At 70.7% G+C, this 13,250-nt stretch carries 15 protein-coding genes; 10 read left to right on the forward strand and 5 right to left on the reverse strand.

The genetic code is table 11. The features are described 5' to 3' along the window. Nucleotides 1–11: 11 nt before the first annotated feature. Nucleotides 12–1,232, forward strand: coding sequence for an ABC transporter substrate-binding protein (locus MFF64_RS07185; protein WP_238190231.1), 1,221 nt, complete (start codon nucleotides 12–14; stop codon nucleotides 1,230–1,232). Beyond that, on the forward strand, nucleotides 1,229–1,693 hold the full coding sequence (locus MFF64_RS07190; protein ID WP_099906724.1) for a DUF3237 domain-containing protein: 465 nt from the start codon (nucleotides 1,229–1,231) through the stop codon (nucleotides 1,691–1,693). The genes MFF64_RS07185 and MFF64_RS07190 overlap by 4 nt, the downstream gene beginning before the upstream one ends. A gap of 5 nt (nucleotides 1,694–1,698) precedes the next feature. Here MFF64_RS07190 and MFF64_RS07195 read toward each other — a convergent pair whose 3' ends face one another. Then, the gene (locus MFF64_RS07195) at nucleotides 1,699–2,760 is read right to left on the reverse strand and encodes a PAS domain-containing protein (protein WP_165795840.1); all 1,062 of its coding nucleotides are present in this window, start codon (nucleotides 2,758–2,760) and stop codon (nucleotides 1,699–1,701) included. 541 nt (nucleotides 2,761–3,301) lie between these two features. On the opposite strand from MFF64_RS07195, the gene MFF64_RS07200 reads away from it, so the two are divergent. Together MFF64_RS07200 and msrA are read left to right on the forward strand one after the other, a co-directional pair. Next, nucleotides 3,302–3,544, forward strand: coding sequence for a hypothetical protein (locus MFF64_RS07200; protein WP_099906718.1), 243 nt, complete (start codon nucleotides 3,302–3,304; stop codon nucleotides 3,542–3,544). 109 nt (nucleotides 3,545–3,653) lie between these two features. Continuing rightward, the gene (gene msrA / locus MFF64_RS07205; protein WP_099906716.1) at nucleotides 3,654–4,313 is read left to right on the forward strand and encodes a peptide-methionine (S)-S-oxide reductase MsrA; all 660 of its coding nucleotides are present in this window, start codon (nucleotides 3,654–3,656) and stop codon (nucleotides 4,311–4,313) included. A 42-nt stretch (nucleotides 4,314–4,355) separates the two neighbouring features. Here the strand turns inward: msrA and mepA are convergent, their stop codons facing one another. Further along, nucleotides 4,356–5,276, reverse strand: a complete 921-nt coding sequence (gene mepA, locus MFF64_RS07210; RefSeq protein WP_099906714.1) for a penicillin-insensitive murein endopeptidase — start codon at nucleotides 5,274–5,276, stop codon at nucleotides 4,356–4,358. Between the two features lie 229 nt (nucleotides 5,277–5,505). On the opposite strand from mepA, the gene MFF64_RS07215 reads away from it, so the two are divergent. Then, entirely contained in the window at nucleotides 5,506–5,880 is a 375-nt protein-coding gene (locus MFF64_RS07215) for a PRC-barrel domain-containing protein (RefSeq protein ID WP_238190341.1), read from the forward strand. Between the two features lie 21 nt (nucleotides 5,881–5,901). Here the strand turns inward: MFF64_RS07215 and MFF64_RS07220 are convergent, their stop codons facing one another. Further along, on the reverse strand, nucleotides 5,902–6,267 hold the full coding sequence (locus tag MFF64_RS07220; RefSeq protein WP_133123674.1) for a hypothetical protein: 366 nt from the start codon (nucleotides 6,265–6,267) through the stop codon (nucleotides 5,902–5,904). Between the two features lie 25 nt (nucleotides 6,268–6,292). Continuing rightward, entirely contained in the window at nucleotides 6,293–6,706 is a 414-nt protein-coding gene (locus MFF64_RS07225) for an EVE domain-containing protein (protein WP_099906707.1), read from the reverse strand. 263 nt (nucleotides 6,707–6,969) lie between these two features. On the opposite strand from MFF64_RS07225, the gene MFF64_RS07230 reads away from it, so the two are divergent. Then, entirely contained in the window at nucleotides 6,970–7,578 is a 609-nt protein-coding gene (locus MFF64_RS07230) for a LysE family translocator (RefSeq protein WP_238190233.1), read from the forward strand. Between the two features lie 69 nt (nucleotides 7,579–7,647). Here MFF64_RS07230 and secB read toward each other — a convergent pair whose 3' ends face one another. After that, entirely contained in the window at nucleotides 7,648–8,145 is a 498-nt protein-coding gene (gene secB / locus MFF64_RS07235) for a protein-export chaperone SecB (protein ID WP_099906705.1), read from the reverse strand. A gap of 403 nt (nucleotides 8,146–8,548) precedes the next feature. Between secB and MFF64_RS07240 the strand changes: the two genes are divergently transcribed. The 4 genes from MFF64_RS07240 to rho all read left to right on the forward strand — a co-directional run bounded on the left by MFF64_RS07240 (nucleotide 8,549) and on the right by rho (nucleotide 13,073). Further along, on the forward strand, nucleotides 8,549–9,268 hold the full coding sequence (locus MFF64_RS07240; protein WP_238190343.1) for a Tim44/TimA family putative adaptor protein: 720 nt from the start codon (nucleotides 8,549–8,551) through the stop codon (nucleotides 9,266–9,268). Nucleotides 9,269–9,397: 129 nt separating this feature from the next. Beyond that, complete coding sequence (gene mltA, locus MFF64_RS07245; RefSeq protein ID WP_099907740.1) at nucleotides 9,398–10,648, forward strand: murein transglycosylase A; 1,251 nt, start codon at nucleotides 9,398–9,400, stop codon at nucleotides 10,646–10,648. After that, the gene (locus MFF64_RS07250) at nucleotides 10,645–11,238 is read left to right on the forward strand and encodes a Smr/MutS family protein (RefSeq protein WP_099907742.1); all 594 of its coding nucleotides are present in this window, start codon (nucleotides 10,645–10,647) and stop codon (nucleotides 11,236–11,238) included. Before mltA ends, MFF64_RS07250 begins: the two co-directional genes overlap by 4 nt. A 521-nt stretch (nucleotides 11,239–11,759) precedes the next feature. Further along, nucleotides 11,760–13,073 (forward strand): transcription termination factor Rho, encoded by a 1,314-nt coding sequence (gene rho / locus MFF64_RS07255; protein ID WP_099907744.1) that lies wholly within the window; start codon nucleotides 11,760–11,762, stop codon nucleotides 13,071–13,073. Nucleotides 13,074–13,250: the final 177 nt, after the last annotated feature.

Below are 13,250 nucleotides of genomic sequence, written 5' to 3' on the forward strand. Positions count from 1 at the left end.
GGGTCGGCACGATGCGCGCCCTCCGCTCCGCCCTCCTCGCGGGCCTGATCGCCTTCGCGCCGGTCGTCGCCGGTGCGGAGGGCGCCGTCTCCGGCGATCGCGTCAAGATCGGCGTGCTCGCCGACATGTCGACCGCGATGGCCGACAATTACGGCACCGGCAGCGTCACGGCGGCGCGCCTGGCGGTCGAGGATTTCGGGCCCACCGTGCTCGGCAAGCCGATCGAGATCGTCGCCGCCGACCACCAGAGCAAGCCGGACGTGGCGAGCACCCTCGCCCGGCGCTGGTACGACGTCGAGGGGGTCGACATGATCACCGACCTCGACAACTCGGCGATCGCGCTCGGCGTCCAGGCGCTGGCGAAGGAGAAGGGCCGGCTCGCCCTCATCACGGGATCGGGCTCGACGGTGATCACCGGGGCGCAATGTTCAGCGAACGGCGCGCTCTGGGTCATCGACACTCATGCGCTGGCGCGGGCCATCGCCAAGCCCCTGGTGGAGGCAGGCGAGAAGAGCTGGTTCTACGTCGTCGCCGACATCACGCTCGGAAAGTCCTTCGTCGCCGACGTGACGCCGGTGGTGACCAAGGGCGGCGGCAAGGTCGCCGGCCAGGTCTTCCACCCCCTGCTCTCGCCCGACCTGTCGTCGCAGATCCTGCAGGCGCAGGCCTCGGGCGCCGGGGTGATCGCGCTGTTCAACGTCGGCGGCGACGCCATCAACGCGGTCAAGCAGGCCTCCGAGTTCGGGGTGCTCGGCGGGCGTCAGAAGCTCGCCGGCTTCTACATGACGGTGGTCGACGTCCACGCGCTGGGCTTGACGGTCGCGGGCGGGCTCTACCTCTCGGAGGCGTTCTACTGGGACACCGACGACGCCACCCGCGCTTTCGCCAAGCGCTTCTACGATCGCCAGCGGGCGATGCCGAACAGCTACCAGGCCGGGGTCTACTCGGCGGTGATGCATTACCTGAAAGCCGTGAAGGCTGCCGGCACCGACGCGGCCGAGCCCGTCATGGCGAAGATGCGCGAGACCCCGATCGACGACTTCATGACGCGGGGCGGCCGTCTGCGGCCGGACGGGCGGGTGATCCGCGACGTGTCGCTGTTCCGGGTCAAGCGCCCGGAGGAATCGAAGGGGGAGTGGGACGTGATGGAGCGGGTCGCGACGCTGCCCGGCGACGACGCCTTCCGGCCGCTCTCCGAGAGCGACTGCCCGCTGGTCAAGGGCAAGCCGTGAGGCTTCCCCCGCCCGCTCTCGAGCACGTCTTCGACGCCCGCATCGGCGTCGCGGTGCCGGTCGAGGTCGGCGTCACGGTCGCCGGCGCCCGCCGTGTCGTCGCCATCACCGGCGGCACCGTGTCGGGTCCCGCCCTGTCCGGGCGGGTCGTGCCCGGCGGGGCCGATTACCAGACCATCGCGGCAGACGGGCTCACCCAGCTCCACGCCCGCTACGTGATCGAGGCCGAGGATGGCGCCCTGATCTACGTCGAGAATACGGGCCTGCGCTTCGGGCCGCCGGAGGCGCTGGAGCGCCTGCGAAGGGGTGAGCCGGTCGATCCGGCGCTGATCTATTTCCGCACCGCGCCCCGGTTCGAGACCGCGGCGCCGCACCTCGCCTGGATGCAGACCAGCCTGTTCCTCGCCACCGGGGCCCGGGCGCCGGACCACGTGGCGTTGAGCGTGTACCGGGTGGGGTGACCCCGTCACTCCGCCCGCGCCAACGCCACCGCGCCGCCCTCGACCAGGGTGAAGACGATGCCGGCCTTGCGCAGGGCGGCCAGCACGTGGGGGCGGGAGCGCGAGGACGGTCCCTCGGATTCCTCCTCCAGGCGCCGCACGGTGGAGAGCGACAGGCCGCTCTCCCGCGCGAGGTCGTTCAGGGTCCAGTCGAGGAGGCCGCGGGCCGCCCGCAGGTGGCGGCCCTCGATCGCCCGCTCGACGCGGACCGCCGGTTCGGCCTGGCGCTGCGGGCGTTCCCGGGCGGGGGCCTCGGCCGCCAGCGGCGCGATCACGGCGGTCCAGCAGACCGGATCGGGAGTCCCGTCGCGCAGGGGCACCAGCGTCATGCGGAACGGCGCGGCCCCGCCCTCGGCGAGCCGCAGGGTCGGTGCGATGCTGAACGGCTGACCCAGGGCGGCGAGGCGGGGCAGCTCGTCGCGCCAGCGCGGCCGCTCCTCCGGCACGATCGGGCTGAGCCAATCCGCCCGCACCTCCTCGCGGCGCAGGCCCACGAGGGCCAGGAAATCGGGTTCGTACTCGGTCAACGGCAGGCTCGGCTCGGTATGGATGAAGACCTGCGCGTCCCGCGCCAGGCTGGCCAGGCGCTGCTGCTCCAGGCGGTGCATCTCGGCCAGGCGCTCGCGGTCGGTTACGTCGAGGAGCACGCCGGTCGCCGCGACCGGGCGACCCGCAGGGCTGAAGAAGACCTCGCCGCGGCTCACCACCGTGCGCGCCGTCCCGTCCGGTCGGATGAGCCGGACCGTGTGGCTGCTGAGAACCCCGGCCTGGACGATCTGGGCGGCATCCTCGAGCACGTCGCGATCGGCCGGGTGGACGAGGTCGAGCAGCCGCTCGTAGCTCGCCGGTTCGCCCTCCCGCAGCCCGAGCAGGCGGTAGAGCCCCGACGACCAGACCTGCCGACCGGAGACGAAATCCCAGCGCCAGGCGCCGGTCAGGCCGAATGCCTCGATCAGGCGCATGAAGTCGTGCGACGACAGGTCCGCCGCCCGCGGATCCACGCGATGGGCCGGAGGGTGCAGATTCATCGGGCGCCGGTCCGCATGGCGTTTCGATCCGGGCCGGATTGCCGACCCGGGACGAGCTGCCGCCACAAGCCATGAGCCGCCCGCGCGACGCGCGTCCGAATTCCGCTCTCCAAGGTAAATCTTCCTAAGCTCAGCACTCGGGCTTGGCCGCGAATAGGCTGGCATACCGCAGGGTCATTGAATTGTAGGCCGGACGATCCCGGCGGATCAACCATGTGGGCGGGTCACCAGCCCTCGGCCTGCCCCTGTGGTACCGAAGGGTCACTGCTGGCGGCGGCGGCATGGGGGAACCGGTTTCGGTCGCACCTGCACGGCCGCCGAGGGCGGCGGCGAGGCCGGATGCGTCACGATGCGTCACCGAAGCATCGCCGCTCCAGGGAAAAAAGACGAAATTTCTCTCTATGAGCTTTCACGCAGCAAATATCTTCTATGTCGCTCCATAAAATAGAAAACCGCGCCTATTGCTGCGAAGCCTGCACCGGACCTATCTACAGTCTCCAAGCTCCGCCCGCCGGAGCCGTGCGTCACGCCGGATTCGACCATGCGTCCTGCCATCTTCGATCCGTTCGGCGAGCGCCTGGACCTGAGGCCCGGGCAAGAAGCCAGGTGCGCGACGACGCGCCGCCGTCCGGTCCGGACCCGGCGGATCGTCGGCGCCGTGCTGTTCTGGGCCCTGGCGGCCGGGCTGATCACCGCCCGCGGCGTCTTCTTCGATCCCAGCACCGCCTTCGGGCCCGAGGCCCCGGCCCGCGTCGCCGCGACGCAAGCACCGGTCCTGCGCTGACGGCGCGCCTCTTCAGGAACGAGGCCCGGCACCCCACATCAGGCCGCGATCAGAGGCATCTCGCCTCCGGAGCTGCGAGGCTCCGTTCCGATACCGGAGCGACCCGCCGATGCTGTTCTTCCGCAAGCGCGCCGAGATGCCCGCCCCCGACCGGATCCTGCCGGGGCGGCCCACCCCCCAGCCGACGGCGGAGCGGCATTTCGTCAACGGTCACCCGCTCAAGGGCCCGTATCCGGACGGCATCGAGACGGCCGTGTTCGGCCTCGGCTGCTTCTGGGGTGCGGAGCGCAAGTTCTGGCAGCTCGGCGACGGCGTCTTCGTCACCGCCGTTGGCTACGCCGCCGGAACCACGCCGAACCCGACCTACGAGGAGGTCTGCTCCGGGCTGACCGGCCACAACGAGGTCGTGCTCGTCGCCTACGACCCGGACGTGATCCCGTTTTCCGCCCTGCTCAAGACGTTCTGGGAGAGCCACGATCCGACCCAGGGCATGCGCCAGGGCAACGATGTCGGCACGCAGTACCGCTCCGGCCTCTACCTGCCCGACGTCGGGCGCCGGGCCGAGGCCGAAGCCTCCCGCGACGCCTACGCCGCCGCCCTGAAGGCGCGGGGCTACGGCCCGATCACCACGGAGATCCGCGACGGCGGCCCGTTCTACTTCGCCGAGGAGTACCACCAGCAGTACCTGGCGAAGAACCCGGGCGGCTATTGCGGCCTGGGGGGCACCGGGGTGTCCTGCCCGATCGGGGTCGGCGTCGCGGCGGAATGAGGCTCGAACCGGGACCGGCCATGGACCGGTCCCGAAACGGGATCAGCGCGCCTTCAACACCGTGCGGCAGGCCTCCGGCAGTCCGGCCAGGGTCATCGGCGGGCGCGGCTTGCCCGGCGGGCGGGGCTTGGGGTTCAGCACCGCGTCCGAGAACCAGTAATCGAGCTCGGAGCCGCAACCGTCGCCGGCCGGCGGCGGGTCCTGGTCGTGGCAGGCCGCCTCCCCCGCCGGGCATTCGAGCCGGATGTGGAAGTGATAGTTGTGGCCGTAGATCGGCCTCACCTTGGTGAGCCAGCTCCGGTCCGAACCCGCCTCGCGGCAGAGCGCCCGCTTGATCGCCGGATTGACGAAGATCCGCGCCACCTCCGGCTCGCGCGACACCATCTTGATCAGCCGCAGGTGCTCGGGCAGCCACACGCTCGGGTCGATGTCGCGCCGGTCCGGCCGCACCACGTTGGTGGCCGACATCTCCTCGCGCTCCGCCCGGGTCAGGCGCCGGTCCGGCATCGGGGTCAGCCAGATGTCGGCGTCGAGGCCGAGCTGGTGCGAGGCGTGGCCGGTCAGCATCGGCCCGCCCCGGGGCTGGGACATGTCGCCGACGAGGAGGCCCGGCCAGCCCGCCTTGCGCGGCGCCTCGGTAGCGATTTTCTCCAGGAAGGCGACGAGCCGGGGATGGCCCCAGTTCCGGTTACGCGACAGGCGCATCACCTGCCAGGTCGCGCCGTCGATCGGCAGGGCCTCGGCGCCGGCCACGCAGCCGCGCGCGTAGCCGCCGATCGCCTGCGGCGGCAGTGCCGCCGGCGTCGTCGCGCGGCCGAACAGGGCCTTTGCCGGCGTGGACGGATCGTCCGGGTTGGCGAGCGGCGGCAGCGGCTTCGGGGTGAGGGTGCCGCGATCCTGCGCGAGGGCGGGAGCGGCGAGGGCGAGGAGAACCGTCAGGACGGCGGCACGGCGAATCGGCATGGGACCAGGGTGATGGGACGCAGGGGCATGGCCGCAGGCTAGCGCCCCTGACGCCCGGGGGGAACCGCCCCGCTGCTCCGCCATTCGCCGCAGCGCAGATGCCGAACTCTCGCGGCCGGGCGCCGGCTCCGGAACAGGCTCCGCCGCGGCAGCGTTGCCGGGGAAGAGACCAAGATCCGGAGGAATTCCGATGACCACCGTCGCACCGACCGTCGGCGACCGCTCCGACATGGGCAGCACCACCACCAGCGAGACGAGCAAGCTCATCGCCAGCGACCGCGTCGAGGGCACCACCGTGCGCCGCCCGAACGGCGATGCCGTCGGCCGCATCGAGCGCCTGATGATCGAGAAGACCACCGGCCAGGTGGTCTACGCGGTGATGAGCTTCGGCGGCTTCCTCGGCATCGGCGAGGGTTACCACACCATCCCGTGGTCGACCCTGCGCTTCGCGCCGGAGCTGGACGCCTACGTGCTCGACGTCACCGAGGACCAGCTCCGCTCCGCGCCGCCGGCCTCGGCCGAAGGCAATGATCCCTCCTACGACCGGAAGTGGGAGGAGCACGTCCACCGCTACTTCAACGCCACGCCGTACTGGAGCATCTGACGCTCCCCGATGGGAGGCGCCTCACGGCGCCTCCGCCGGCACGCCGGACAGGGTCCAGCGGCACAGGCTCGTCTCCTTCACCTTCAGGCAGTCATACGCGGTGCCGCCGATTACCACCCGCTCGGCATTGCCCTCGATCCGGTCGCGGCCGACCCGTGTGCAACCGAGGTGATCCGCCTTCGGATCCTCTAGCCGGGTCTTGATCGCTGCGGAGCTGCCCCCTGTCTCCGCCATCAGGATGCGCAGGTTCGCCAGGGCCCCGCAGGTCAGGACCTTGTCGGGCAGGGGCTTTGCCGGCGCCTTGGACCTCTGGGCGCTCGCCGGTTCTGCCAGCAGCACGAGGACGAGCCAGCACCCGGCCCGGAGCCCGGCGACCACGCGCCTCACGCGCCGGTCCTCATCGGTGCCTCATCTAAAGACCACCCATGCGGCGCACCAGCGCCCATTCCGCCGCGCTGACTGGCTGCACCGACAGGCGCGAGTTGTTGACGAGCACCATCTCGCGCAAGGCTGGCTCGGCTTTGATCGCCTCCAGGGTGACGGGGTTGGGCAAGCCTGCGACCGCCTTCAGATCGACCATGCCGAAGCGGCCGGTCTCATCGGTGTCGTCGGGATAATAGGTGCGGATCACCTCGACGATGCCGACCACCGCCTTGCCCTCGTTCGAGTGGTAGAAGAGGCCCTGCTCGCCGAGCCGCATCGCCTCGAGGTTCTTGCGCGCGACGTGGTTGCGCACCCCGTTCCAGGATGTCCCCGCCTCGCCGGCGGCGACCTGGTCGTCCCAGGACCAGACCGAGGGCTCGGACTTGTAGAGCCAGTACGCCATCCCGTCGCCTTCCCTCTCGCGATGCGCTCTCGGCCCCCATCGCCCGATCCGGGGGCGGGAGTCCAGGGGGGAGGGCCGGCCCGTCCTGCGATCACCTGACCCAGGGTTCGCCGATGCCGTGCATGCCGCCGCGACGATCGGGGCCGAACGAGCGGCAGCAAAGGGCGAGAGGGCTACGGCCCCGGGAGCCGGCGCGATGGGAGCGACGAAGAACCGTGTATCATCGTGCCGACGGCGCGAGGACGACGCGGAGCGGTTTGATCGTGGACTGGACCTGGTTTCTCTCGGCGAGCGCGTTCGCGGTCGCGATGTCGGCGACGCCCGGCCCCAACAACACCATGGTGGTGGCCTCCGGCGCAACCTACGGCTTCGCCCGTACCGTCCCGCACATGCTCGGCATCGCGGCGGGTTTCCCCGTGATGCTGGTTGTCCTCGGCACGGCCGGCCTGCCGCTGCTCGCCGATCCACGGGTACACGCGGTGCTGAAATGGGTCGGGGCGGCTTACCTGCTGTGGCTCGCCTGGATGATCGCACGCGCCGATCCGGACCCGGCCGACCCGGCCGCGAAGGCGTCCGGCCGCCCCCTCGGCTTCCTGCAGGCTGCCCTGTTCCAATGGGTGAACCCGAAGGCTTGGGTCATCGCGGCGGGCGCGCTCGCCACCTACACGGCCCATGCCGAGGGTGCCTCGGCCGTCGCGACGGGGCTGCTCGCGATCCTGTTCGGGCTCGTCGCCCTGCCCTGCCTGGCCTTCTGGACGCTGATCGGCGTCGGCACCGCCCGGGTGCTGAGGACGCGGCGGGCCCTGCGGTTGTTCAACCTCGCGATGGCCGGGCTGCTCGTAGCGTCTCTGGTTCCGGTCCTGCGGGAGTAGCGGATACGGCCGCGTTTCCCGTGAAACACCGAGGGTGCGCGGGCCGGGACCGACCCGCGCGGATCGGCATTACGCCACGCCGCCCTGCGCCTGGGCTTCGGCGGCCTTCTGGCGGTAGAGGCCGACGAAGTCGATCGGGTCGATGTAGAGCGGCGGGAAGCCGCCGTTACGGACCGCGTCGGCGATGATCTGGCGGGCGAACGGGAACAGCAGCCGCGGGCACTCGATCATCACCGCCGGGTGCATCTGGTCCTGCGGGATGTTGCGCAGGCGGAAGATGCCCGCATAGGTCAGCTCGAACGCGAACAGCACCTCGGCGCCGATCTTGGCGTCGCCCTCGAGCCGCAGCTCGACCTCGAAATCCTCCTCGGCGAGCTGCCGGGCGTTGACGTTGACCTGGATGTTGATCTGCGGGCCTTGCTGCTGCGGCTGCAGCGAGCGCGGCGCGTTCGGGTTCTCGAAGGAGAGATCCTTGGCATATTGCGCCAGGGCGTTGAGGGTCGGGGTGAAATCGTCGGGCTGCGCCGCGGCGCCACCGTTACCGTTCGGGACCGGGGAATCGGCCATGGCGGAGGGTTCCTTCGAGGGCTGGACGAAACGGGCGAGCCGACGCGCACTGGCGCGAAAAACGGCGCGCGCGACGGCGGCGTTGCCGCTATCATGCCCGTAGGCCGCGAACAAGCAGAGGCGCCGATCATCTCTTCCGCGTCACTGCCTTCCGCCTCCCCGATACAGCGGCAGGCCGGCTTCCTCCGGGAAGCTCCGCCAGAACCCGTGCATCGTCGCGCGGGCGCCTGGATACGGCGGGGGCCCGGCCCCATATCCTTCGAATGGCCCGCGGTGCGGCGCCGGCCGGACGCTTGCCTTGCTCCGGTCCCGGTGCCAAAGCCGTCGACGCGCCGGAGATGTCGCAAGCTGTGCCGGGGCGGTCAGGGATGCTCCGCGTAAAGCCGCCACGAACGGATCGATGATGCAGGATTCCCTCGACCTTACGACCCTCATCTTCCTCGGGCTTGCGGTCTTCGTGATCTGGAAGCTGCGCTCGGTGCTCGGTCAGAAGACCGGGAGCGAGCGGCCGCCGTTCAACCCGCTGGCCCGGCGCGAGGAGCCGCCGGCCGCCCCCCGCGACGGCGACAACGTCGTGCGGCTGCCCGGCGCTGGCCCCGAGCGCGGCGCCGCCGCGCCGGTCGCGACCGCGGTGCCGCGCAACTGGAAGGGGGTGGTCGAGCCGAACTCGCCCGCCGCCCGCGGCCTCGACCTGATCCTCCAGCAGGAGCCGAACTTCGATCCCCGTGCCTTCACCGACGGCGCCAAAGTCGCCTACGAGACGATCGTGACGGCCTTCGCCAAGGGCGACCGCAAGACGCTCAAGACCCTGCTCTCGCGCGAGGTCGCGGACGGGTTCGAGCGGGCGATCCAGGGCCGCGAGCGCGCCGGCCAGACCGTCGAGACCACCTTCGTGTCGATCGACCGGGCCGAGATCGTCGGGGTCGACGTGCGCAACCGCGTGGCGCAGGTCACCGTGCGCTACCTCTCGAAGCTGATCACCGCCACCCGCGGCCCGCAGGGCCAGGTCGTCGATGGCAGCCCCGAGAAGGTCGTCGACGTGACCGACGTCTGGACCTTTGCTCGTACCCTCGGCAGCCGCGATCCGAACTGGCAGCTCGTCGCCACGGAAGCCGGGCACTGACGACTGTCGCCGCCGGCGGCTTGATCGGCCGCCGGCCCTCGATCAAGATCACGCGTTGCCACGACCATGCGTTGCCCTTCGCGACGCGATCAGGACACAGCCTTTCCGGGGCCGGAGCCCGTCAAGCCCATGCCACCGGCCATCGGCCCATGTCTCGCCGTACGTCTCGCCGTACGTCCCGCCCCCCTCGTCCTCGCTGTCCTCCTCACCGGCAGCGCCGGCTTGGCGGGGGACGCCTCCTCGGCGGGTGCTGCCCCCTTGCGGGTCGGCGAGGCCGTCCTCGAACCCGTCCCCCTCAGCGCCCTGCCGGGCTTCGCGGACGACGATTTAGCGGCGGCCCTCGCGACCTTCCGGGCGACCTGCGCGACGCCGGCCGGCCCGGTTCTCGCCGAGGCGGCGCCGGGCGCGCCGCGCCAGGACCTCGCCCTGCCCTGCGCCGCCGCGGCCGAGTCATCGCCGGAGGGAGCGCGGGGCTTCTTCGAGCGGCACTTCTCCGCCTACCGCGTCCTGCGGCCGAACCGCGACGCCGTTCCTGAGCGAACGGCTGGCTTCCTCACCGGCTATTTCGAGCCCGAGCTCGCCGGCTCGCCGGTGCCGACGCCGGACTTCACCGTGCCGGCGCTCGCGCGTCCCGACGACCTCGTCTCGCTGGAGCCCGGCGAGACCCGGCCGGGCCTCGACCCGACTTTGCGCGCCGCCCGTCGCGACGGCGACGCTTTCCGGCCCTATCCGGATCGGGCGGCGATCGAGGATGGGGCGCTCGGCAGCCGTGCCCGCCCCCTGCTCTGGCTGCGCGACGCTGTCGATCTCCTGGTGCTGCAGGTCCAGGGCTCCGGCCGGGTGCGCCTGCCGGACGGCCGCTCGGTGCGCCTCGCCTATGACGGCCGCAACGGGCAGCCCTACACCTCGGTCGCCCGCCTGATCGTCACCGGCGGTTACCTGCCGCTCGAAGGCCTGACGCTTGACCGCTGGACCGGCTGGCTGCGCGCCCATCCGGACCGGGCCCGGGACCTGATCCGCCGCAACGCCTCCTACATCTTCTTTCGCGTCGACGACGGCATCCCGGAGCGGGCCGGCCCGCGCGGCGGGGCCGGCGTGCCGCTGACCGCCGGACGCAGCCTCGCGGTCGACGCCACCCTGTGGCGCTACGGGCTGCCGTTCTGGCTCGAGGGCTCGCTGCCGGATCCAGAGGGTGGCAGCACCCCTCTGCGCCGCCTCGTGGTGGCGCAGGATACCGGATCCGCGATCCTGGGGCCGGCCCGCGGCGACCTCTATCTCGGCACCGGCGCCCGGGCCGGTGCTGTCGCGGGACTTCTGCGCGATCCGGCGCGCTTCGTGGTGCTGCTGCCGAAGCAGGGCGATCCCGGAGCCGCCCCGTGAGCGAGCCGCGCCGTCCGCGGCGGCTGCGCCGGCTCTCGTCGGAGGAGAGCCGCCTCTGGGCCGAGATCTCACGTCTGGTCACGCCCTTGCGTGGGCGTGCGGTCCCCGCCGCGCCTTCCCCTCCCCCGCCGTCGGAGCCCGCATCCCCGTCGGCACCGGTTGCCGCGACGGTGCGGCCCGCTGCGAAGAAGTCGATACTGACTCAGTCGCCGACACCGAGCCCGCCTCCTCCAACCCCGGCTCTCCCACCTTTGGCGCCGCTGGAGCGGCGGGTGCGCACGGCCCTGCGCCGCGGCTCGCGCAGCGTCGACGCGTCGATCGACTTGCATGGCATGCGCCAGGCCGAGGCTCATGCGGCTTTGATCGGCTTCCTGCACCGCTCCCGGGCGGCGGGACACGCGGTGGTGCTGGTCGTCACCGGCAAGGGTGGAGGCGGCGGCGACCCTTACGCCGAGCGCGGCGTGCTGCGCCGCAGCGTGCCTCATTGGCTGCAACTGCCCGAGCTGCGCCCCCTGGTCGTCGGTTTCGAGGAGGCCGCCCATCATCACGGTGGCGGTGGTGCGCTCTATATCCGCCTACGTCGCCGCTGATCCGCTCGCCGCCGACCGCATCGCTGCCCGCTCGTCCCGCCGCGATACTGCGCCGTACTGCCGGAATACCTCGGCGGCGACACGCGACATCCTTAAGCCCAGCGACCGCTTTGACGACCGATGGTTGTAATGTCGGGGTTACGCCTTCCAAATGTTAATGCAGCGGCGCGACGACTGCGCCGATAGTTCGCCGTGCTTCGGGCGCGGCCGGAGCATGCGCGCCGGATCCGTCATCTCCTGCGATGTCGCCGCACCGCGCCTTTCCCCACTTTTCCCCGCTGGGGACTTGAGTCGACGACGAGGACCCGTTACATAAAGTCGTTCCCTCCTCCATCGTCACGTCACGTCGCATCCAGGGTCGAACGGCCCCTCCACGCGACCTCCGGGACAATCAGGCGACGACTTCGCGACCGGTGCCCGCCTCGGCCACCCCGTTGCTTCCGCTCAACGCCGCGTCCTGCGGCGGCCGGACCTGTCCTGACATGACGCTCCCCAGCTTCGCCCCCGCACCCCGATATCCCATGATCGAAGATACCCTCGCCCCGATCGAGACCCCGGCCATCCCCGCCATGCGCGAGGTGAAGCTGCAGGATCTCAAGTCGAAGACGCCGACCGAGCTCCTCACCTTCGCCGAGGAGGTCGAAGTCGAGAACGCCTCGACCATGCGCAAGCAGGAGCTGATGTTCGCGATCCTGAAGCAGCTCGCTGCCAAGGACGTCGAGATCATCGGCGCCGGCACGGTCGAGGTGCTGCAGGACGGCTTTGGCTTCCTGCGCTCCTCCGACTCGAACTACCTGCCGGGTCCCGACGACATCTACATCTCGCCGACGCAGATCCGCCGCTTCGGCCTGCGCACCGGCGACACCGTCGAGGGCCCGATCCGCGGCCCGAAGGACGGCGAGCGCTACTTCGCGCTCTTGAAGGTCAACACCATCAATTTCGAGAACCCGGACAAGATCAAGCACAAGGTCCACTTCGACAACCTGACGCCGCTGTTCCCCACGCAGCGCTTCAAGCTCGAATTGTCGGAGCCGACCCGCAAGGATTTCTCGCCCCGGATCATCGACATCGTCGCGCCGATCGGCAAGGGCCAGCGCGCCCTGATCGTGGCGCCGCCGCGCACCGGCAAGACGGTGCTGATGCAGAACATCGCCCAGTCGATCACCCTGAACCACCCCGAGTGCTACCTCATCGTCCTGCTCATCGACGAGCGGCCGGAGGAGGTCACCGACATGCAGCGCTCGGTGAAGGGCGAGGTGATCGCCTCCACCTTCGACGAGCCGGCGACCCGCCACGTCCAGGTCGCCGAGATGGTGATCGAGAAGGCCAAGCGTCTGGTCGAGCACGGCCGTGACGTGGTGATCCTCCTCGACTCGATCACCCGTCTGGGCCGCGCCTACAACACCGTGGTGCCGTCCTCCGGCAAGGTGTTGACCGGCGGCGTCGACGCCAACGCCCTGCAACGGCCCAAGCGCTTCTTCGGTGCCGCCCGCAACATCGAGGAGGGTGGCTCGCTCACCATCATCGCGACGGCCCTGATCGATACCGGCTCGCGCATGGACGAGGTGATCTTCGAGGAGTTCAAGGGCACCGGCAACTCCGAGATCATCCTGGACCGCAAGGTCTCCGACAAGCGTATCTTCCCGGCGATCGACATCACCCGATCCGGCACCCGCAAGGAGGAGCTGCTGGTCCCGCCGGATTCCCTCAAGAAGACCTATGTCCTGCGCCGCATCCTCAACCCGATGGGCGTCACGGACGCGATCGAGTTCCTGCTCGACAAGCTGCGTCAGACCAAGAGCAACAGCGACTTCTTCGACTCGATGAACACCTGATCCGACCGCCGGTCGCGATCACCCGGACGTTGTCGCGCGGCGCCCCGAGAGGGGCGCCGTTCTTTTTTGGCACGACCTCCCGGCTTCAGCAGACAAGCCCCCGACGTATGGGTGGCGCGGCACTCATTCGGATCGCCGGCCGTTCGTGATAGCCCCCTTCCCGAGAACCCCGATCCA

The organism is Methylobacterium frigidaeris, from assembly GCF_022179185.1.
In the GTDB taxonomy this organism is placed as follows: Bacteria; Pseudomonadota; Alphaproteobacteria; order Rhizobiales; family Beijerinckiaceae; genus Methylobacterium; species Methylobacterium frigidaeris.

Excerpts from the sequence above, each read along its gene's own strand:
- MFF64_RS07195 (WP_165795840.1), bottom strand. The coding sequence starts at position 2,760 with ATGAATCTGCACCCTCCGGCCCATCGCGTGGATCCGCGGGCGGCGGAC.
- mltA (WP_099907740.1), top strand. The coding sequence starts at position 9,398 with ATGCCACCGGCCATCGGCCCATGTCTCGCCGTACGTCTCGCCGTACGT.
- msrA (WP_099906716.1), top strand. The coding sequence starts at position 3,654 with ATGCTGTTCTTCCGCAAGCGCGCCGAGATGCCCGCCCCCGACCGGATC.
- MFF64_RS07215 (WP_238190341.1), top strand. The coding sequence starts at position 5,506 with ATGGGCAGCACCACCACCAGCGAGACGAGCAAGCTCATCGCCAGCGAC.
- MFF64_RS07240 (WP_238190343.1), top strand. The coding sequence starts at position 8,549 with ATGCAGGATTCCCTCGACCTTACGACCCTCATCTTCCTCGGGCTTGCG.
- MFF64_RS07200 (WP_099906718.1), top strand. The coding sequence starts at position 3,302 with ATGCGTCCTGCCATCTTCGATCCGTTCGGCGAGCGCCTGGACCTGAGG.
- MFF64_RS07225 (WP_099906707.1), bottom strand. The coding sequence starts at position 6,706 with ATGGCGTACTGGCTCTACAAGTCCGAGCCCTCGGTCTGGTCCTGGGAC.
- MFF64_RS07185 (WP_238190231.1), top strand. The coding sequence starts at position 12 with ATGCGCGCCCTCCGCTCCGCCCTCCTCGCGGGCCTGATCGCCTTCGCG.
- rho (WP_099907744.1), top strand. The coding sequence starts at position 11,760 with ATGATCGAAGATACCCTCGCCCCGATCGAGACCCCGGCCATCCCCGCC.
- secB (WP_099906705.1), bottom strand. The coding sequence starts at position 8,145 with ATGGCCGATTCCCCGGTCCCGAACGGTAACGGTGGCGCCGCGGCGCAG.
- mepA (WP_099906714.1), bottom strand. The coding sequence starts at position 5,276 with ATGCCGATTCGCCGTGCCGCCGTCCTGACGGTTCTCCTCGCCCTCGCC.